Origin of the sequence: Pseudomonas rubra (genome assembly GCF_028656935.1) — a bacterium.
Lineage (GTDB): Bacteria > Pseudomonadota > Gammaproteobacteria > Pseudomonadales > Pseudomonadaceae > Aquipseudomonas > Aquipseudomonas rubra.
This window is the reverse complement of the sequence record NZ_JAMDGZ010000019.1, coordinates 219,173-240,431: the sequence shown is the minus strand read 5'-3', so window position 1 is coordinate 240,431 and position 21,259 is coordinate 219,173. Positions and strand designations below refer to the sequence as shown.

General features: G+C 62.1%; 15 protein-coding genes. 9 read left to right on the top strand and 6 right to left on the bottom strand.

Annotated features, from left to right (window positions below):
* Window positions 1-148 precede the first annotated feature (148 nt).
* Both M5G17_RS10595 and putP read right to left on the bottom strand, forming a co-directional pair.
* On the bottom strand, window positions 149-985 hold the full coding sequence (locus tag M5G17_RS10595; RefSeq protein ID WP_273892867.1) for a 23S rRNA (adenine(2030)-N(6))-methyltransferase RlmJ: 837 nt from the start codon (window positions 983-985) through the stop codon (window positions 149-151).
* A 126-nt stretch (window positions 986-1,111) separates the two neighbouring features.
* Entirely contained in the window at window positions 1,112-2,596 is a 1,485-nt protein-coding gene (gene putP, locus M5G17_RS10590; RefSeq protein WP_273892866.1) for a sodium/proline symporter PutP, read from the bottom strand.
* Between the two features lie 353 nt (window positions 2,597-2,949).
* Between putP and putA the strand changes: the two genes are divergently transcribed.
* On the top strand, window positions 2,950-6,903 hold the full coding sequence (putA, locus tag M5G17_RS10585; protein WP_273892865.1) for a trifunctional transcriptional regulator/proline dehydrogenase/L-glutamate gamma-semialdehyde dehydrogenase: 3,954 nt from the start codon (window positions 2,950-2,952) through the stop codon (window positions 6,901-6,903).
* A 56-nt stretch (window positions 6,904-6,959) separates the two neighbouring features.
* Here putA and M5G17_RS10580 read toward each other — a convergent pair whose 3' ends face one another.
* Complete coding sequence (locus tag M5G17_RS10580; RefSeq protein ID WP_273892864.1) at window positions 6,960-7,520, bottom strand: hypothetical protein; 561 nt, start codon at window positions 7,518-7,520, stop codon at window positions 6,960-6,962.
* A gap of 214 nt (window positions 7,521-7,734) precedes the next feature.
* Here M5G17_RS10580 and M5G17_RS10575 point away from each other — a divergent pair, with 214 nt between their 5' ends.
* The 7 genes from M5G17_RS10575 (at window position 7,735) to yccS (ending at window position 18,885) form a co-directional block, all read left to right on the top strand.
* Complete coding sequence (locus tag M5G17_RS10575) at window positions 7,735-9,537, top strand: acyl-CoA dehydrogenase (RefSeq protein WP_273892863.1); 1,803 nt, start codon at window positions 7,735-7,737, stop codon at window positions 9,535-9,537.
* 30 nt (window positions 9,538-9,567) lie between these two features.
* The gene (locus M5G17_RS10570) at window positions 9,568-11,010 is read left to right on the top strand and encodes a TldD/PmbA family protein (RefSeq protein ID WP_273892862.1); all 1,443 of its coding nucleotides are present in this window, start codon (window positions 9,568-9,570) and stop codon (window positions 11,008-11,010) included.
* Complete coding sequence (locus M5G17_RS10565; protein WP_273892861.1) at window positions 11,010-12,341, top strand: TldD/PmbA family protein; 1,332 nt, start codon at window positions 11,010-11,012, stop codon at window positions 12,339-12,341. The genes M5G17_RS10570 and M5G17_RS10565 overlap by 1 nt, the downstream gene beginning before the upstream one ends.
* 105 nt (window positions 12,342-12,446) lie before the next feature.
* Complete coding sequence (gene mdtD / locus M5G17_RS10560) at window positions 12,447-13,874, top strand: multidrug transporter subunit MdtD (protein ID WP_273892860.1); 1,428 nt, start codon at window positions 12,447-12,449, stop codon at window positions 13,872-13,874.
* Between the two features lie 105 nt (window positions 13,875-13,979).
* On the top strand, window positions 13,980-15,317 hold the full coding sequence (dbpA, locus tag M5G17_RS10555; RefSeq protein ID WP_273892925.1) for an ATP-dependent RNA helicase DbpA: 1,338 nt from the start codon (window positions 13,980-13,982) through the stop codon (window positions 15,315-15,317).
* 85 nt (window positions 15,318-15,402) lie between these two features.
* Window positions 15,403-16,584 (top strand): BaiN/RdsA family NAD(P)/FAD-dependent oxidoreductase, encoded by a 1,182-nt coding sequence (locus tag M5G17_RS10550; RefSeq protein ID WP_273892859.1) that lies wholly within the window; start codon window positions 15,403-15,405, stop codon window positions 16,582-16,584.
* Window positions 16,585-16,701: 117 nt separating this feature from the next.
* Complete coding sequence (gene yccS, locus M5G17_RS10545) at window positions 16,702-18,885, top strand: YccS family putative transporter (RefSeq protein ID WP_273892858.1); 2,184 nt, start codon at window positions 16,702-16,704, stop codon at window positions 18,883-18,885.
* Here yccS and M5G17_RS10540 read toward each other — a convergent pair whose 3' ends face one another.
* Entirely contained in the window at window positions 18,886-19,626 is a 741-nt protein-coding gene (locus tag M5G17_RS10540) for a substrate-binding periplasmic protein (protein WP_273892857.1), read from the bottom strand. It abuts the gene before it with no gap.
* Between the two features lie 232 nt (window positions 19,627-19,858).
* On the opposite strand from M5G17_RS10540, the gene M5G17_RS10535 reads away from it, so the two are divergent.
* A complete protein-coding gene (locus M5G17_RS10535; protein WP_273892856.1) occupies window positions 19,859-20,311 on the top strand; it encodes a GNAT family N-acetyltransferase in 453 nt (150 codons plus the stop codon).
* A gap of 95 nt (window positions 20,312-20,406) precedes the next feature.
* Here M5G17_RS10535 and M5G17_RS10530 read toward each other — a convergent pair whose 3' ends face one another.
* The gene (locus M5G17_RS10530) at window positions 20,407-20,703 is read right to left on the bottom strand and encodes a winged helix-turn-helix domain-containing protein (protein WP_273892855.1); all 297 of its coding nucleotides are present in this window, start codon (window positions 20,701-20,703) and stop codon (window positions 20,407-20,409) included.
* A gap of 17 nt (window positions 20,704-20,720) precedes the next feature.
* Window positions 20,721-21,221 (bottom strand): M48 metallopeptidase family protein, encoded by a 501-nt coding sequence (locus M5G17_RS10525; protein ID WP_273892854.1) that lies wholly within the window; start codon window positions 21,219-21,221, stop codon window positions 20,721-20,723.
* Window positions 21,222-21,259 lie beyond the last annotated feature (38 nt).

Below are 21,259 nucleotides of genomic sequence, written 5' to 3'. Positions count from 1 at the left end.
TTAACCATCTTGTCGATATCTAGCGCTGCAACCTTTCTCGCCAGTGCAATAACCGCAGGGTATTTGATATGGGCATCAACCGTTAAGCAGTAAACACAAAGTTAAAGCAGCCAGGAAATAACTTTGACTGCTTTAGCCTTGCTCCGCATTACTCCGCAATCAACCAATCCATCCGCCAACTCCCCTGAGTCTGCGCCAGCACCTGTGACAGCCACGGCAACAACTCACGCAGTTCTTCTTCCAGGCCCCATGGCGGGTTGGCAATGGCCAGGCCTGAGCCATTCAAGCCCTGCGGGCTGTCCTGCGGGTGCACATACAGCTCGACACGCAGCAGTTTTGGCGCACCGGTGCTGGTCAGGTCCTGGTAAAAGCGCACCAACTGGCGCTGGTCCTTGATCGGGTACCAGATGGCTGCGACGGTCTGGCGCATGCGACCAATGGCCTCCTTCATCGCCAGAGTGCAACGCTTGAGCTCGTCGGCCTGTTCGAACGGCGGGTCGATGAGCATGACCGCGCGCTTCTCCTGCACCGGCAACAAGGCTCGCGGCACATGCCAGCCCTCGCCCAGGTGCACGGCAACGCGCGGGTCTTTCTTCATGTTATCCCTGAGCAGGCGACCGTCTTCGGGGTGCTTCTCGTTGAGCAACACACGATCCTGCTGACGGGCCAGGCGCCGGGCCAGCTCGGGAGAACCCGGGTAGTAACGCAGTTCGCCGTCGGGGTTCATCTTGCGCAGGATACGCAGGTAGTCGGCGGTTACCTCCGGCAGGTCGTCGCGCCCCCAGAGCCGGCCAATGCCTTCAAGCCACTCGCCGGTACGTGTCGCCTGATCACCCTGCAGGTCGTAAAGCCCCAGGCCTGCATGAGTATCGAGATAGGCGAATGGCTGCTCCTTGCGCGACATCAGCGCAATCAGACGGGTCAGCACAAGGTGTTTGAAGACGTCGGCGTGGTTGCCGGCGTGGAAGGCGTGACGATAGTTCATGGCAACTCCTGCAAGACCCCGCAGTTTACCCTGTCCCGCAGGCGGCGTCAGGCATGGACCGCCAAAACCACAACGGCCCGGACTCTTGCGAGGCCGGGCCGTTGTCAGGCGAAGCTCAACAGGCGATCAATGAGCGGCTTTGAACGCCTCATCGGCCGCTTCGAAACGCGACACCATGCCTTTCGACGGGCTGCCGGCCTTGCTGACGAAGTAGATCGCCAGGGCGCCGAGGATGAAGCCCGGGATGATTTCGTACAGACCCCAGATGGAGAAGTGTTTCCACACCACCACGGTGATCGCGCCGACCAGGATACCGGCCAGTGCGCCGTCGCGGGTCATGCCTTTCCACAGGACCGAGATCAGCACGACCGGACCGAAGGCGGCACCGAAGCCTGCCCAGGCGTAGCTGACCAGGCCCAGTACACGGTTCTCCGGGTTGGAGGCGATCAGGATGGCAACCACGGCCACCAGCAGCACCATGGCACGACCGACCCAGACCAGCTCCATCTGCGAGGCACCCTTGCGCAGGAAGGTCTTGTAGAAGTCTTCGGTCAGGGCGCTCGAACACACCAGCAACTGGCAGCTCAGGGTACTCATGACCGCCGCCAGGATGGCCGACAGCAGAACACCAGCGATCCATGGGTTGAACAACAGCTTGGCCAGTTCGATGAACACACGCTCGTGGTTCTCGGTAACCGGGCCGGCCACTTCAGGGTGCGCCGAGAAGTAGGCGATACCAAAGAAGCCAACGGCGCAGGTACCGACCAGGCACAGGATCATCCAGGTCATGGAAATGCGACGGGCCTTGGCGATCGACTTGACCGAATCAGCGGCCATGAAGCGTGCCAGGATATGCGGCTGACCGAAGTAGCCCAGACCCCAGCCCATCAGCGAGATGATGCCGATGAAGGTGGTGCCCTTGAGCATGTCGAAGTTGCCGGCGTCCTTCAGCTCGATCGCGGCGAAGGTCGTGTCAAAACCACCGGTTGCGATCAGTACGATCACCGGGGTCAGGATCAGGGCGAAGATCATCAGCGTCGCCTGGACGGTATCGGTCCAGCTCACCGCCAGGAAGCCACCAACAAAGGTGTAAGCAATGGTCGCTGCTGCGCCAGCCCACAGCGCTGTCTCGTAGGACATGCCGAAGGTGCTTTCGAACAGGCGAGCACCGGCAACGATGCCGGAAGCACAGTAGATGGTGAAGAACACCAGGATGACCACGGCGGAGATGATCCGCAGCAAGCCGCTGTTGTCTTCGAAACGGCTGGAGAAGTAGTCCGGCAGGGTCAGCGCATCGCCGTTGTGCTCGGTCTGCACCCGCAGGCGGCCGGCAACGAACAGCCAGTTCAGGTAGGCACCGACGATCAGGCCGATGGCGATCCAGCTTTCCGACAGGCCCGACATGTAGATGGCGCCCGGCAGGCCCATCAACAGCCAGCCACTCATGTCCGAGGCACCGGCCGAAAGCGCGGTGACCACACTGCCGAGGCTACGGCCGCCAAGAATATAGTCAGAAAGGTTGTTGGTGGAGCGATAGGCCATGAAGCCGATCAGTACCATTGCCGCGATGTAGATCACGAACGTGATCAAGGTTGGATTGCTTACACTCATTGTTGCGCCCTGGCGTTTGTTTTTATGTAGCGACAGCCTCAGAGGAGGTTGCACCCAGGCCGCGAATGCTATGCAACAACGCAAAGAGGGTGCAACCTGTTTTTACAATCAAGTTGCACCTCGTCGGAAATTTTGCGTAACAGCGGGTTTTTGCTCCTTTTTGGAGCAAAAACACATATTTTCAGAAGAAAAAGCATCAGAAACAGCCATTTCCGCTGTAGGGTTTTACCATCCAGACGAGTAGCACTTTTTTCCTGCATATTTTGGGTTGCACTAGGTTGCACCCAAATTCGCGCACGGATAATCTTGGCGCCAGCTTAAGCCACAGCCTGTGGCAATAATGAGGATAAGAAATGGCGACGACCACCCTTGGGGTCAAACTCGACGACCCTACCCGTGAGCGACTCAAAGCAGCTGCAACGTCCATCGACCGCACGCCGCATTGGTTGATCAAGCAAGCGATCTTCAATTACCTGGAGAAGCTCGAGGGTGGCGCCACCCTGACCGAACTCAACGGTCAGCCCGGTATTCATGCCGACGACAGCGGTGAAGTCCAGGCCGACCACGCTCACCAGTGCTTCCTCGAGTTCGCCGAAAGCATCCTGCCGCAATCGGTTCTGCGCTCGGCCATCACCGCCGCTTACCGCCGCCCCGAGCCGGAAGTAGTACCGATGCTGCTGGAGCAGGCACGCCTGCCAGCGGCCATGGCCGAAGCCACCAACAAGCTGGCTGCGGGCATCGCCGAAAAGCTGCGTAACCAGAAGAGCGCTGGCGGCCGGGCCGGCATCGTTCAGGGCCTGCTGCAGGAATTCTCCCTGTCGTCCCAGGAAGGCGTGGCGCTGATGTGCCTGGCCGAAGCACTGTTGCGCATCCCCGACAAAGGCACCCGCGACGCCCTGATCCGCGACAAGATCAGCACTGGCAACTGGCAGCCGCACCTGGGTAACAGCCCATCACTGTTCGTCAACGCTGCCACCTGGGGCCTGCTGCTGACCGGCAAGCTGGTCTCGACCCACAATGAATCTGGCCTGACCTCCTCGCTCAGCCGCATCATCGGCAAGAGTGGCGAGCCGATGATCCGCAAGGGCGTCGACATGGCCATGCGCCTGATGGGCGAGCAGTTCGTCACCGGCGAGACCATCGCCGAAGCCCTGGCCAATGCCAGCAAGTTCGAAGCCAAAGGCTTCCGCTATTCCTATGACATGCTCGGTGAAGCGGCACTGACCGAACATGACGCACAGAAGTACCTGGCGTCCTACGAGCAGGCCATCCACTCGATCGGCAAGGCGTCCCACGGCCGCGGCATCTATGAAGGCCCGGGCATCTCGATCAAGCTCTCGGCCCTGCACCCGCGCTACAGCCGCGCCCAGTACGAGCGCGTAATGGACGAGCTGTACCCGCGCCTGCTGTCGCTGACCCTGCTGGCCAAGCAATACGATATCGGCCTGAACATTGACGCCGAAGAAGCCGACCGCCTGGAGCTGTCGCTGGACCTGCTCGAGCGCCTGTGCTTCGAGCCGCAACTGACTGGCTGGAACGGTATCGGCTTTGTCATCCAGGCCTACCAGAAGCGCTGCCCGTACGTCATCGACTACGTCATCGACCTGGCCCGCCGCAGCCGCCATCGCCTGATGATCCGCCTGGTCAAAGGCGCCTACTGGGACAGCGAGATCAAGCGCGCCCAGGTCGAGGGCCTGGAAGGCTATCCGGTGTACACCCGCAAGGTGTACACCGACGTTTCCTACATTGCTTGTGCACGCAAGCTGCTGTCGGTGCCGGAAGTCATCTACCCGCAGTTCGCCACCCACAACGCCCACACGCTGTCGGCCATCTACCATATTGCCGGCCAGAACTATTACCCGGGGCAGTACGAGTTCCAGTGCCTGCATGGCATGGGCGAGCCGCTGTACGAGCAGGTTGTCGGTAAAGTCGCCGACGGCAAGCTGAACCGTCCGTGCCGTGTGTATGCACCGGTCGGTACCCACGAAACCCTGCTGGCCTACCTGGTTCGTCGCCTGCTGGAAAACGGCGCCAACACCTCGTTCGTCAACCGGATTGCCGACCAGTCGATCTCGATCCAGGAACTGGTCGCCGACCCGGTCGCAACCATCGAACAGATGGCCACCCAGGAAGGCAACGCCGGCCTGCCGCACCCGCGCATTCCGCTGCCGCGTGACCTGTATGGCGCCGAGCGGGCCAACTCCGCCGGCATCGACCTGGCCAACGAACACCGCCTGGCCTCGCTGTCCTGTGCCTTGCTGGCCAGTGCCCACAACGACTGGAAAGCCGCGCCGATGCTCGGTTGCGCCTCCAGCCAGGAAGCAGCAGCCGCCGTGCTGAACCCGGCAGATCTGCGTGATGTCGTCGGTCACGTTCAGGAAGCCAACGTCAGCGACGTCGACAATGCCATCCAGTGCGCCGTCAAGGCTGCGCCGATCTGGCAGGCCACCCCGCCAGCCGAACGCGCAGCGATCCTGGAACGTGCTGCCGACCTGATGGAAGCCGAGATCCAGCCGTTGATGGGCCTGCTCGCCCGTGAAGCCGGCAAGACCTTCGCCAACGCCATCGCCGAAGTCCGCGAAGCCGTCGACTTCTTGCGTTACTACGCCGTACAGGCACGCAACGACTTCAGCAACGACGCCCACCGCCCACTGGGCCCGGTCGTGTGCATCAGCCCCTGGAACTTCCCGTTGGCGATCTTCAGCGGCCAGGTTGCCGCTGCGCTTGCCGCAGGTAACCCGGTGCTGGCCAAGCCGGCCGAACAAACGCCGCTGGTCGCGGCCCAGGCCGTGCGCCTGCTGCTCGAAGCTGGTATCCCTGAAGGCGTGGTGCAACTGCTGCCAGGCCGCGGTGAAACCGTCGGCGCCCGCCTGGTCGGTGATGATCGGGTCAAAGGCGTGATGTTCACCGGTTCCACCGAGGTCGCCCGCCTGCTGCAACGCAACATCGCCGGCCGCCTGGATGCCCAGGGCCGTCCGATCCCGCTGATCGCCGAGACTGGCGGCCAGAACGCGATGATCGTCGACTCCTCGGCACTCACCGAGCAAGTGGTCATCGACGTCGTCTCCTCGGCTTTCGACAGCGCCGGCCAACGTTGCTCGGCTCTGCGCGTACTATGCCTGCAGGAAGACTCCGCCGACCGCGTCATCGAAATGCTCAAGGGCGCCATGGCCGAAAGCCGCCTGGGTAACCCCGAGCGCCTGTCCGTAGATATTGGCCCGGTCATCGACGCCGAAGCCAAAGCCGGGATTGAGAAACACATCCAGGGCATGCGCGACAAAGGCCGCACCGTGTACCAGATGGCCATCGCCGATGGCGAAGAGATCAAGCGCGGCACTTTCGTGATGCCAACCCTGATCGAGCTGGAAAGCTTCGACGAACTGCAGCGCGAGATCTTCGGCCCGGTACTGCACGTGGTGCGCTACAACCGCAAGAACCTCGACCAGTTGATCGAGCAAATCAACGCCTCCGGTTACGGCCTGACCCTGGGTGTCCACACCCGCATCGATGAAACCATTGCCAAGGTCATCGACAACGTCAACGCCGGTAACGTCTACGTCAACCGCAACATTGTCGGTGCCGTAGTCGGCGTGCAGCCATTCGGTGGCGAAGGCCTGTCTGGCACTGGCCCGAAAGCCGGCGGCCCGCTGTATCTGTACCGCTTGCTGTCGACCCGCCCAGCCGGTGCCATCGAGCAGTCGTTCCAGCGTACCGACGGCGAAAACGCCCCGGACACCCGCCTGCGCGACAGCCTGAGCAAGCCACTGCAAGCTCTCAAGGCCTGGGCGGAGAGCAATCAGCTGAATGACTTGAACGGCCTGTGTGAGCAGTTCGCCCAGCAATCGCAAAGCGGTATCAGCCGCCTGCTGGCTGGCCCGACTGGCGAGCGCAACAGCTACACCATCCTGCCGCGCGAGCACGTGCTGTGCCTAGCCGAGGTCGAAGCCGACCTGCTGACCCAACTGGCCGCGGTCCTGGCCGTGGGCAGCTCGGCGGTCTGGCCGGAAGGCGAGCTGAGCAAGACCCTGCGCAATCGTCTGCCGAAGGAAGTGCAAGCGCGCATCCAACTGGTGGCCGACTGGAACAAGGACGAGGTGGTGTTCGACGCTGTCCTGCATCACGGCGACTCTGACCAACTGCGCGCCGTGTGCGAGCAGGTGGCCAAGCGCGCTGGCGCCATCGTCGGCGTTCACGGCCTGTCGTCGGGTGAAACCGCGATTGCCCTGGAGCGCCTGGTGATTGAGCGCGCACTGAGCGTCAACACGGCAGCCGCTGGTGGTAACGCGAGCCTGATGACTATCGGCTGACGTTAGCGCCACAACGAAGAAGGGAGAGCATCGGCTCTCCCTTTTTCGTTATGCGCTCAATAAAGATCTATTGCCAGCGAGCCTACAGCAAGCAACACCAACGACGGCCAAAACAATAGCCCGCAAAGCATCCAGATCCAGTTAACTAGCGACAGCTTTGCATTGGCCACCCCTTGCTCATCTCCTTCACTGAAGTTGATGGCGCACTGAATTCTGACAATCACCCAGATGAACACTCCATGTGAAGTCAGCAGGAGCATCGTGGCGATATGAAAGAAGTGCTCCCAGGCGCCCTGATCCAACAACAGCAAAGGCCCCACGCCAATCAGGTAAAGCGATGTCAGGAGCAATGGTGACCATCGGTATTCAAGCCTTGAATGGTGAATCCGTGCATCGATCCGCCTCATCAATGGATATAGGAAAATGACCTGGAACAAGGCGCGGACCAACGGCAAGACAGGCTCGCCTGTAGTTTTTCGGTGCAAGACCCAGTTTCGGTGAAAGCAGAACCACCAATACAGGCCAAAAGTGAAGAAACTCATGATGGCCAGCTTTTTGGGCGACACCACATAAAATTGAGGGCCATTGTTGACCCTGGCGATTGTTTCTAACGACATCGACGAATACCGACTGGATGGACCATAGAATGAGTTGATATCTAACCGGTTTGAGGCATTCGAAATCTGCCCTACGGGTCCTAACCCAAAGTACGACCGGTCCTAAGCTGAGCGGATTAGCTCGCTCATGCCCCGTCATCACCTGCACCTATTAACCTGTCCTGATCCCTGCCTCCCCCCTAGACTCGGCCCATCCCCAGACAGGAATGCCGCCATGTCCGAGACCCTGCTCAGCGCCCGCAACCTGGCCTTCGAACTCTACGAAGTGCTCAACGCCGAGGCCCTGACCCAACGCCCGCGCTTTGCCGAGCACACACGCGAAACCTTCGACGCCGCCTTGAATGCCGCACGGACCCTCGCCGAAAGGTATTTTGCCCCGCACAACCGCAAGGGTGACGAGCATGAGCCACGCTTTGAAAATGGCGAGGCGGTGTTGATCCCCGAGGTCAAACCTGCGGTCGATGCCTTCCTGGCAGCCGGCTTTCTCAATGCCAGCCGTGACTTCGAAGCCGGCGGCATGCAGTTGCCGACCCTGCTGTCGCAAGCCTGTTTCGCCCACTTCCAGGCCGCCAATGCCGGGACCACGGCCTATCCGTTCCTGACCATGGGCGCCGCCAATCTGATTGAAAACTTTGGCAGCGAGGAACAGAAGCGCCTGTTCCTGCAGCCAATGATCGAAGGGCGTTTCTTCGGCACCATGGCTTTGACCGAGCCCCATGCCGGCTCATCCCTGGCCGACATCCGCACCCGCGCCGAACCGGCTGGCGATGGCAGCTACCGACTGCGCGGCAACAAGATCTTCATTTCCGGCGGTGACCATCCACTGTCGGAAAACATCGTGCACATGGTGCTGGCCAAGCTGCCAGATGCGCCGCCGGGGGTGAAGGGCATTTCGCTGTTTATCGTACCCAAGTTCCTGGTCAACGCCGACGGCAGCCTGGGCCCGCGCAACGATGTGCTGCTGGCCGGACTGTTTCACAAGATGGGTTGGCGCGGAACCACCTCGACGGCACTGAACTTCGGCGATAACAACCAGTGCGTCGGCTACCTGGTGGGCAAGCCACACCAGGGCCTGGCCTGCATGTTCCAGATGATGAACGAGGCGCGTATCGGCGTCGGCATGGGGGCGGTGATGCTCGGCTATGCCGGCTACCTGTACTCGCTGGAGTACGCCCGCCAGCGTCCGCAGGGGCGCCTGCCGGACAACAAGGATCCGACCATCGCTGCTGTACCGATCATCCAGCACAGCGATGTGAAACGCATGCTGCTGACCCAGAAGGCCTACGTCGAGGGCGCCTTCGACCTGGGCCTGTATGCGGCCCGGCTGTTCGATGAAACCCAGAGCGGCGAGAGCGAAGCCGCTCGCCAACAGGCTCATGAACTGCTCGACCTGCTGACACCAATCGTCAAGTCCTGGCCCTCGGAGTTCTGCCTCAAGGCCAACGAACTGGCCATCCAGATTCTCGGCGGCCATGGCTACACCCGCGAGTATCCGGTCGAGCAGTACTACCGCGACAACCGCCTGAACCCCATCCACGAAGGCACCCATGGCATCCAGTCACTGGACCTGCTCGGGCGCAAGCTGGCGCAGAACGGGGGGGCCGGGCTCAAGCAACTGGTCCGCCTGATCGCCGTGACTTGCGAGCAGGCCCACCGGCACAGCAGCCTAGATCGCCTGCGCGCACCCTTGGAGCAGTTGCTTAACCGCCTGCAGGAAATAACCCTGGGCCTGCTCGCTGATCTGGCCCAAGGCCAGGTCAACATCGCCCTGGCCAACTCGGCGCTGTACCTCAAGGCCTTTGGTCACTGCGTGATTGGCTGGCGCTGGCTGGAGCAGGCGATCCGTGCCGAACAGGGCCTGGCCCGGGGCAATCCGGCCGATCGCGACTTCTACTTGGGCAAATTGCAGGCCGCACGTTATTTCCTGACCTGGGAAGTGCCGGGCTGCCATAATGAGCTGGCATTGCTCGCGGCCCGTGACGATACCTGCCTGAGCATGCACGACGAGTGGTTCTGAGGGGGAACCACCGCACACGGAGGTTCCCGCATGTTCGAGTTGACCGCATTGCTGCGCCAGCGCTTCGCCGCTCTGCGCAGCAGTAGCGAATTTTTCTCCCTGCGTTATGTGCAGCAGAGCCAGCAGCACCTGTCGGTGCGCAAGAATATCGCCGAGCCGCCGTTCCTCAGCCGTGATGAAGGCGCGATGCTCACCGTGCGCGTCAATGGTGTGGAAACCTACGCAGCCACCGCCGACCTGTCTCAATCGGGCTTGCAACGCGCACTGGAGCAGGCTGAAGCACTGGCCCGGCAAATCGCCGGCCGCGCCCTGCTCGACCTGCGCGAACAGCCGGTGGCCACAGGCCGCGCTGACTACTGCTCGCCCAACCTTGAGCAAGCCTTCCCGGCCCTCGCCGACTGCTACGCCCTGCTCGCCCGGGAGTCGGCCAGCGTGCCCAGTGACAGCCGCCTGGTGAACTGGCAGGCCAGCCTAGGCCTCAGCAACATCGAGCAAATCTACCTGAACAGTGCCGGTGCCGAGTTGCGCCAGGCCCAGCGCTTCATTTACCCGGGTTTCAGTACCACCGCCTTCGACGGCCAGGACAGCCAGACTCGCACCCTGGGCCGAGAGAACTTCGGCCAGCAAGGTGGCCTGGATGTGATAGAGCGCTGCGGCCTGGTCGGAGCCGGGGCCAAGGTCGCGGATCAGGCCCTGCAGCTGTTGCTGGCGCCAAACACCCCGAGCGGTGCGCGCGACCTGCTGCTGATGCCCGACCAGATGATGCTGCAGATCCACGAGTCCATCGGTCACCCGCTGGAAATGGACCGCATCCTCGGCGACGAGCGCAATTACGCTGGCACCAGCTTCGTCAAGGCCAGCGACTTTGGCAACCTGCAATACGGCTCGAACCTGCTCAATGTGACCTTCGACCCCTCGATCCGCGAGGAGTTGGCCAGCTACAGCCACGACGATGACGGCAGCCCTGCGCTCAAGCAGTTCCTGATCAAGGACGGTTTGCTGATTCGCCCGCTAGGTGGCGCTCTGTCGCAGTTCCGCTCAGGCCTTGAGGGTGTGGCCAACAGCCGCGCCTGCGGCTGGAACCGCGCACCGATCGACCGCATGGCCAACCTCAACATCGAGCCGGGGGACAAGACTCTGGCACAACTGATCGGTGGCATCGAGCAGGGCATCCTGATGCGCACCAATCGCTCGTGGTCGATTGACGACGCGCGCAACAAGTTCCAGTTCGGCTGCGAATGGGGCCAGTTGATCGAGAACGGCGAACTCAAGGGCGTGGTCAAGAATCCCAATTACCGCGGCATCTCCGCACAGTTCTGGGGCAACCTCAGCGCCGTCGGTGACGCCAGTACCTTGCAGGTGCTGGGCACGCCGAACTGCGGCAAGGGCGAACCCAACCAGGTGGTACGGGTGGGGCACGCCTCCCCTGCCTGCGTATTCAGCCAGATCGACGTATTCGGAGGAGACGCCTGATGGCTGCCACCCCATTGCACAGTTTCCAGGACCTGGTCGCCAACCTGCGCGACGCAGTGCGCACCCCTGAGCACTTCACCCTCAGCTACAGCGGCGAACACTCACAGTTCATTCGTTTCAATCACGCCAAGGTGCGCCAGGCCGGTGAAGTGCAGCAGGCCAGTTGCGTGCTCAAACTGGTCGCCGACGGGCGCCAGGCCGAGTTGCAGTTCACCCTCGGCAACGACGCCGAAGTCGACCACCTGCGTTTGCAGCAGGCGCTGGAACAATTGCGCCAGATCCTGCCGCTGCTCGAGCCCGACCCTTACCTGCAACTCAACGACAGCGCCTGGCAAAGCCATAGTGTGCAAGATCATCCACTGCCAGACAGCACTGCGGTACTGGCGCAGATCGAGCAAGGCGCGGGTGATCTGGACCTGGTCGGCATCTACGCCGCAGGCCCGACCTGCCGGGGCTTTGCCAGCTCGTTCGGGGCTTTTGGCTGGCACCAGGCCAACAGCTTCAACTTCGACTGGAGCCTGTTCCACAACAACGGCGAGGCCGTCAAAGCCAACTATGCTGGCCAGACCTGGGATGGCGAAGCATTCGCTGTGCGCCTTCGGCAAGCCCGCGAACAGCTTGATTACCTCGGCCGCCCATTGAAAAAGCTCGCCCCCGGCCAATACCGCGCCTACCTGGCCCCGGCCGCGCTGGACGAAATCATGGGGATGCTGTGCTGGGGTGGCTTCTCGGCCCAGGCCATCGCCACCAAGAACAGCCCGCTGCAACGCCTGTACAGCGGCGATGCCAGCCTGAGCCCGTTGACCAACATCGCCGAGCAGGTCAGCGGCTCGCTGAGCCCGTCATTCTCAGACGAGGGTTTGCTGCGCAGCGACCTCAAGCTGATCAACCAAGGGCAGGCGCAGGACCGCCTGGTCTGCGCCCGCAGCGCCGCCGAGTTCGAACTGGCCGCCAACGGTGCCGACAGTCATGAAGCGCCCTGCGCCCTGAGTATGGCGCCAGGTCAGCTTGCACACAGCGAAATCCTCGCCCGCCTGGGCACCGGCCTGTACATCAGCAACCTCTGGTACCTGAACTACTCGGACCTGCCTGCGGCGCGCATGACCGGCCTGACCCGCTTCGCCACCTTCTGGGTGGAGAATGGCGAAATCCAGGCACCGGTGAGCACCATGCGCTTTGATGACAGCGTCTACAGCCTGCTGGGTTCGCAACTGGAGGCGTTGACGACTGAGCGTGAACTGATTCTGTCGACCAGCACCTATGGCCAGCGCCAGACCAGTTCGAGCCATTTGCCGGGAGCGTTGGTCAAGTGCCTGACGTTGACACTGTGATAACCCCGATCGCTGGCAAGCCAGCTCCCACACGGATCTGTGTGAACTTGTCCCTGTCGGAGCCGGCTTGCCGGCGATGAGGCCCTCGACTTTGTAGAGATGCCCATGCCCAACCGCGCCCCGCTGGACCCGACCACCGCCCGCTGGATTCCCTGGGTGGTGGCCATCGCTTTTTTCATGCAGTCGCTCGACGGCACCATCCTCAATACAGCCCTGCCCGCCATGGCTCGTGACTTGGCCGAAGACCCACTGCGCATGCAGTCGGTGATCATCGCCTACATGCTCACCGTGGCTTTGCTGATTCCGGCGTCGGGCTGGATTGCCGACCGCTTCGGCACCAAGCGCATCTTCTTCGGCGCCATCTTGTTGTTCAGCCTCGGCTCGCTGCTCTGCGCCCTGGCCAGCAGCCTCGGCATGCTGGTGGCGGCACGGGTGGTCCAGGGTCTGGGCGGGGCACTGATGCTGCCAGTCGGGCGGCTGGTAGTACTGCGTGCCTACCCGCGCTCGGAGCTGGTGAGAATCATGAGCTTCATCACCATCCCCGGCCTGCTCGGCCCGTTGCTGGGCCCGACCATGGGCGGCTGGCTGGTGGAGATTCTCAGCTGGCACTGGATCTTCCTGCTCAACCTGCCCGTTGGTGCCATCGGCTGCTATGCGGTGTGGAAATTCATCCCCGACCTGCGTGGCTCAGAACGTACCCGCTTCGACGGTATCGGCTTCGTGCTGTTCGGCGCGGCGATGGTGCTGATCACCATCGCCATGGAAGGCCTGGGTGAGTTGCACCTGCCGCACCTGCGGGTAATGTTGCTGCTGTTCGCCGGCATGGCCTGCCTGGCCGCCTACTGGCTGCGCGCTGGCAGCATCGACAACCCGCTGTTTTCGCCCAGACTGTTCCGCACCCGGACCTTTTCGGTGGGCATCCTCGGTAACCTGTTCGCCCGCCTGGGCAGCGGCGCCCTGCCGTTTCTGGTACCGCTGCTGTTGCAGGTGGCGCTGGGCTACTCACCGTCCCAGGCCGGCATGAGCATGATCCCGCTGGCTGCTGCGGCAATGGTTGCCAAGTCGATTGCCCGGCCGCTGATCGAGCGCTTCGGCTACCGCACCATCCTTACCGGCAACACCCTGCTGCTGGGCCTGCTGCTGGCCAGCCTGGGCCTGGTCGACGAACAGACGCCTTACGCCCTGCTGTTGTTCCAGCTTGCCCTGTTGGGCGCGGTCAACTCGATGCAGTTCACGGCGATGAATACCGTGACCCTGATTGATCTCGACGACAGCAGCGCCAGCAGCGGCAACAGCCTGCTGTCGGTGGTCGCGCAACTGTCGCTGAGCCTGGGCGTGGCCTGCGCCGGCGCACTGCTTGGCGGCTTTACCGCCGCAGGCAGTGCCGAGGGCGTGGAGAGCACCCTTGGAGCGTTCCAGCTGACCTTTGTGACCATCGGCCTGATGGCCATGCTGGCGGCGGCTATCTTCATGCAGCTGTCCAGGGCGGACGGAAGGCGTGCCCCTCGTCCGGAACCGGAGATCGAGCCTTAGGGCTAAAGGCCACGAGGCTGGTACACTGCGCGACATTTTGTTTTGCAGGCCAGTCTCGTGACCACCATTGCCACCGCCTTCGCCACTTTGCCGCTGTCCGCCGCCATGCTGGCCAACCTGGACGCCCTCGGCTACGCCCAGATGACCCCGATCCAGGCCCAGAGCCTGCCGGTAATCCTCAAGGGCATGGACCTGATCGCCCAGGCCAAGACCGGTAGCGGCAAAACCGCCGCCTTTGGCATCGGCCTGCTCAACCCGATCAACCCGCGTTTCTTTGGCTGCCAGGCCCTGGTCCTGTGCCCGACTCGCGAGCTGGCTGACCAAGTGGCCAAGGAGCTGCGTCGCCTGGCCCGCGCTGAAGACAACATCAAGATCCTGACCCTGTGTGGCGGCGTATCCCTCGGCCCACAGATCGCTTCGCTTGAACATGGCGCGCACATCATCGTCGGCACCCCTGGCCGTGTGCAGCAGCACTTAAGCAAGGGCACCCTGGTACTCGATGGTCTGAACAAACTTATCCTCGACGAAGCTGACCGCATGCTCGACATGGGCTTTTACGACGCCATCGCCGACATCATCGAGCAGACCCCCAAGCGTCGCCAGACCCTGCTGTTCTCGGCCACTTACCCGGCTGGCATCAAGCAACTGGCCTCGACGTTCATGCGCGACCCGCAAACCGTCAAAGTCGATTCGCAGCACGCCGACAGCCAGATCGAACAGCGCTTCTACGAGATCAATCCAGATCAGCGCATGGACGCGGTGAGCAAATTGCTCGGCCACTTCCGCCCGCAATCCTGCGTGGCTTTCTGCTTCACCAAGCAGCAGTGCCAGGAACTGATCGAACACCTGCAGGCCCAAGGCATTGCTGCCCAGGCCTTGCACGGTGATCTGGAGCAACGTGACCGCGACCAGGTCCTGACCCTGTTCGCCAACCGTAGCCTATCGGTGCTGGTAGCCACCGATGTCGCCGCCCGCGGCCTGGACATCGATGCCCTGGACATGGTCATCAACGTCGAGCTGGCCCGTGATGCCGAAATTCACGTGCACCGTGTCGGTCGTACTGGCCGTGCTGGAGAGAAAGGCCTGGCAGTGAGCCTGGTGGCACCAGCCGAAGGCCATCGCGCCAAGGCCATTGAAGAGATGCAGAAAGCCGACTTGCGCTGGGAGCAACTGGACAGCCTCAAGGCCCAGAACGGTGAACCACTGCTGCCAACCATGTGCACCCTGTGCATCGCGGCCGGACGCAAGGACAAACTGCGCCCGGGCGACATTCTTGGCGCCCTGACCGGCGATGCCGGATTGCCGGGCACTCAGGTTGGCAAGATTGCCATTTTCGACTTCCAGGCCTTCGTCGCCGTCGAGCGGGCAGTGGCCAAGCAGGCACTGCAGCGGCTCAACAGCGGCAAGATCAAGGGGCGGTCTTTGCGAGTGCGGATCGTCTGACAACCTTTTCGCGGGGCAAGCCCGCTCCTACAGGAGCGGGCTTGCCCCGCGATCGCATCACCACCGAACTCTCGAGGATTTAGCAGTGCGTTCCACCGAAGTGATCATCATCGGCGCTGGCGCCGCCGGCCTGATGTGCGCCTTGAGCGCCGCCAAACGCGGCCGTCAGGTGCTGTTGCTCGACCATGCCAACAAACCGGGCAAAAAGATCCTCATGTCCGGCGGTGGCCGCTGCAATTTCACCAACATGTACACTGAGCCTGGCAACTTCCTCTCGCAGAACCCGCACTTTTGCAAGTCAGCCCTGGCCCGCTACACCCAGTGGGACTTCATCGAGATGGTCGGCAAGCACGGCGTGCCCTATCACGAGAAAAAACTCGGCCAGCTGTTCTGCGATAACAAATCCAGCGACATCCTCGGCATGCTCCTGGACGAATGCGCCAGCGCTGGCGCCGAGTTGCGCATGGACACCAGCATCGAGCAGATCGAAAAACTCGACAGCGGCTACCTGCTGGAAACCAGCGCCGGCCAGTTCCGTTGCCAGTCACTGGTGATCGCCACCGGCGGCCTGTCGATCCCGACCCTGGGCGCCACCGGCTTCGGCTATCAGGTCGCCCGCCAGTTCGGCCACAGCCTGCTACCGACCCGTGCAGGCCTGGTGCCATTTACCATCACCGAACCGCAGCTCAAGGCAATCTGCACTGAACTGTCGGGCACCTCGGTAGATTGCGTGGCCAGTTGCAACGGCAACAGCTTTCGCGAGAACCTGCTGTTCACCCACCGCGGCCTGAGCGGCCCGGCGATCCTGCAGATTTCTTCGTTCTGGCAGGCCGGCGATACCGTTGAGATCAACCTGCTGCCAGAGCACGACGCCCTGAGCTGGCTGCAACAGCAGCAGGCCGAGCGCCCCAACAGCGAGCTCAAGACCCTGCTCGGGGAGATCTTCACCAAGAAGATGGCCAACCTGCTGGCCGAACACTGGTTCGCCTCCAAACCGATGAAGCAGTACACCCCGGCGGAACTGGCCCAGGTCAGCGACAAGCTTGGGGCCTGGCAGGTGGTGCCGGCCGGCACCGAAGGCTATCGCACCGCTGAAGTCACCCTGGGCGGCGTCGATACCCGCGAAGTCTCGTCGAAAACCATGGAATCGCTGAAAAGCCCGGGCCTGTACTTTATCGGCGAAGTGCTCGACGTCAGCGGCCACCTGGGTGGCTTCAACTTCCAGTGGGCCTGGGCCTCGGCGTACGCGGCCGCGCAGTTCGTCTAACCTTCGCGGTAGAATCAGCGCATCAAGGAACAAATTTTGCTGGTCAAGGGCCGTGGTAACACGACTGCCATTTGACTGGCTCAATTTCGATCATCGCCCAAGGCCTGCCCACCCGACATGTCATCCTCCTCGCTCAGCCAATCGTTGCGCCGCCTCTGGGCCCTGGACAAGTTCAGCTACGCCATCCGCGTTCTCATCGCCCTGACCGGCAGCATGTTGCTGTGCTGGTACAAGGACGAGATGAGTCTGCTGATTCCGCTGTTCCTGGGGATTATTGCCAGCGCCCTGGCCGAGACCGACGACAGCTGGCAGGGGCGCCTGAATGCCCTGGCCGTCACCTTGGTGTGTTTCACCGTCGCCGCGCTGTCGGTGGAGTTACTGTTCCCTTACCCGATTATCTTCGGCTGCGCCCTGGCCCTGGCCAGCTTCGCCCTGACCATGCTCGGCGCCCTCGGTGAGCGCTACGGCGCCATCGCCTCGGCGACGCTGATCCTGTCGGTCTATACCATGATCGGCGTCGACCAGCGCGGCGGCGAAGTCACTGACTTCTGGCACGAGCCCCTGCTGCTGGTGGCCGGCGCCGCCTGGTACGGCCTGCTTTCGGTACTGTGGCAGGCACTGTTTTCCAACCAGCCGGTGCAGCAGAGCCTGGCCCGGTTGTTCCGTGAACTGGGCCGCTACCTCAAGCTCAAAGCCACCCTGTTCGAACCGATCCGCCAGCTGGACGTCGAAGCCCGCCGCCTGGAGCTGGCGCAACAGAATGGCCGGGTAGTGGCTGCGCTCAATGCGGCCAAGGAGATCATCCTGCACCGGGTCGGCAATGGCCGGCCGGGCTCGAAAGTCAGCCGCTACTTGAAATTGTACTTCCTTGCCCAGGACATCCACGAGCGCGCCAGCTCTTCACACTACCCGTACAACGCCCTGACCGAAGCCTTCTTCCACAGCGATGTGCTGTTCCGCTGCCAGCGCCTGCTGCGCCAGCAGGGCGTGGCTTGCCAGCAACTGTCAGAATCAATCCAGTTGCGCCAGCCGTTCATCTACGACACCAGCTTCGCCCAGGCCCTGGAAGACCTGCACGCATCCCTGGAGCACCTGCGCATCCAGAGCAATCCGGCCTGGCGCGGCTTGCTGCGTTCACTGCGGGCGCTGGCGGCCAACCTTGCGACCCTCGACCGCCTGCTCAGCGACGCCAGCAACCCCGACAACCTCGCCGATGCCAGCGACAGCAGCCTGCTCGACCGTTCGCCGCGCAACTTCAAGGACGTCTGGAGCCGCCTGCGCCAGCAACTGACGCCTACCTCGCTGCTGTTTCGCCACGCCCTGCGCCTGCCCCTGGCGCTGTCGATCGGCTATGGCATGGTGCACCTGATACACCCGACCCAAGGCTACTGGATCATCCTCACCACCCTGTTCGTCTGCCAGCCCAACTACGGCGCCACACGGCGCAAGCTGGTGCAACGGATCATCGGCACCGCCATCGGCCTGACCGTCGGCTGGGCGCTGTTCGACCTGTTCCCCAGCCCCATCATCCAGTCGCTATTCGCCGTCGCCGCTGGGGTGGTGTTCTTCGTCAACCGCACTACCCGCTATACCCTGGCCACGGCAGCGATTACCCTGATGGTGCTGTTCTGCTTCAACCAGATCGGCGATGGCTACGGACTGTTCCTGCCAAGGCTGTTCGATACTCTGGTGGGCAGCCTGATCGCCATCCTTGCAGTCTTCCTGTTCCTCCCGGACTGGCAGGGCCGGCGCCTGAACAAAGTGCTGGCCAACACCCTGAGCTGCAACAGTACCTACCTACGCCAGATCATGCAGCAATACGCCCAGGGCAAGAGCGACGATCTGGCCTACCGCCTGGCCCGGCGCAATGCCCACAACGCCGATGCGGCGCTGTCGACCACCCTGTCCAACATGCTCATGGAGCCCGGGCATTTTCGTAAAGAAGCAGACGTCGGCTTCCGCTTCCTGGTGCTCTCGCACACCCTGCTCAGCTATCTTTCGGGCCTGGGCGCACACCGCGACACAGCCCTTGCTAGCGAGGTTCGCGAGCAACTGATCGATAGCGCCGGGGCAAGCCTGGCCAACAGCCTGGATGAGATCGCCGAAGGCCTGGCCAGCAAACTGCCGGTGGCGATCCACAGCGATGTCGAGGAAGCCCTGGCCAACGACCTTGAGCAGATGCCCGAAGAACTCGATGAAAACCAGCGCCTGGTCCAAACCCAGCTGGCACTGATCTGCCGGCAACTGGGGCCGTTGCGCACGCTCGCCGCGCACCTGATCAAGGACAGCGCCTCGGCCTGATTACAGGCCGTGCTGCTTGAGCAGCCGGGCATAGCTGCCGTCGGCTTTCATCTGAGCAATGGCGCGGTCGAAGCCGGCGACAATCTGCTGGTGCTCGGGGTTCTTCAGGCTGACCAGGATATGCAGGCTGTTCTCGCTGACGGGCTTGTCGAAGAACTCTACCGCCTCCCGCACCGCTTTGGGCTCGCGTTTGAGGTAGTAACCTGCAACAAACTCGTCTTCCAGTGCCAAACGCACACGACCAGCGGCCAGCATGCCGACGGCGACGGAAAAACTGCGCACCGGAATCTTCTGCAAGTTGGCGTCGTTGTCGAACTCGGGTGAGTAGGCATAGTCGCGCACCACGGCAACGGGGAACGGGTACAGGTCGCTCAAGGCATTGAAGCGCACCGCGTCACCTTTGCGCTTGAGCAGGCGTATACGGTTGGTCAGGTAGCCTGCGGAAAACTGGCCAATCTGGGTGCGCGAATCGTTATACCAGGCATTGACCAGCACATCGTAGCGGCCGTCCCCCACCCCCAGCAGCGCCCGCGCCCAAGGCACCTGCTCATACTGGCTGGCATAGCCGGCACGGGTCAGGGCGGTGGTGACGATGGCCGTGGCCAGGCCACCGTTGGCCATGTTGGCATCCGTGAAGGGTGGCCAGCTGTCGGCAACCAGACGCAGTTTTGCGGCCTGCGCCGCCGTGCTCGCCAGTAGCAGTATTCCCAGTAAAACCAAGACTCGAAGCAATGGCCGCATGCTCAAATCCTTTAGCGAACCCCTGGTTCGCGCCGTTGATTTCAACTGCTTGAGAATGTTCAGTGCCTATCAGCCATCGCAGGTTACACAAAGAAGAAGTAATCGGGCAGAGGCAAATGATATCAAATGGCCTCTATTCTGGTCGACTTTGAGCCTGTGTTGACCTGCAGCAATTAGACCCTCGCCTCGCTGTCTGCCATGATCAGGGGTATCAACCGCTTGAGAGACGCCCATGGCCATCGACTGGATCTGCAAACACCACAGTGACATTGGCAAGGAACAACTCTATGCCATTCTGCAACTGCGCACCGAAGTCTTCGTGGTCGAACAGAAATGCGCCTACCAGGATGTCGATGGCCAGGACCTGGAAGGCGATACCTGTCACCTGATGGCCTGGGAGGATGACAAACTGCTGGCATACCTGCGCTTGCTCGATCCGCAATCCCAGGGCGGTGACGTGGTCATTGGCCGGGTGCTGATTGCCGCTGACGCACGCGGTCGCGGGTTGGGGCATGAGTTGATGGAGCAGGGGCTCAAGTACGCAGAGGAATTCTGGCCCGAGGTGCCGGTGTACCTTTCCGCTCAGGCGCATTTGCAGGATTACTATGGGCGCCATGGCTTCAAGGTGGCGGGAGTAGAGTACCTGGAAGACGATATTCCGCATATCGGCATGCGCCGGGGCTGAAGTTCAGGGCTGCTGCGCAGCCCATCGCTGGCAAGCCAGCTCCCACAGGAGTTGCACAGAAACTTGTGGGAGCTGGCTTGCCAGCGATGAGGCCCTCAGGGGTAACCGAGCACTTCGCGAATGGCGCGCAAGTGCTGAATGATCCACTGCTTGTCGATCGCTCCCCAATCGCGAATCCGGTAGTGGCCAGCATGGTTGCGTGCCCCGGCCTGCTGCTCGAACTCGCAGACAATATCCAGGTCAGCCAGCGCGGCAATGGTGTCCTGGGCGGTGCGCCGCGGCATCCCGGTGGCCTCCACCAGGGCCGGGACCGTACTGGCGGTCTGGCTGTCGATCAGCCAGGCCACATACAGCCGACGGTAAAAACTGCTCTTGGTCTTGCTCACTTCCATTGGCACATCCTCAGGGCCTACAGGCTGGCGGGCAGCTCGCGGTAGGTCAGGTAAACCCGCAGGTCGAATTCCAGTTGATGGTAGCCCGGCTGCATGTACTCGCAGAGCTGGTAGAACGCCTTGTTGTGATCGGACTCTTTGAGGTGCGCCAGTTCGTGCACCACGATCATCTTCAGGAACTGCGGCGCCGCGTCCTTGAACAACGAGGCAATGCGAATTTCCTTCTTGGCCTTCAGCTTGCCGCCCTGTACCCGCGATACCGCCGTGTGCAGGCCGAGCGCGCGATGGGTGAGGTCAAGTCGATTGTCGAACAGCACCTTGTCGAGGTTCGGCGCATTGCGCAGGTGCTCCTGCTTGAGCGCCTGGGCATAGGTGTAAAGTGCCTTGTCACTCTGTACTGCATGCTTGTCCGGATAGCGCTGCAGCAGGTAGTCGCCCAGGCGATTGCTGGCAATCAACTGGCGCACCTGATCTTGTAGGGCGGGCGGGTAGGCTTGCAGGTACTTGAGCACGGTCATGATCAAAAACGACGGGCGAGAAAACGCCCAGTGTACCC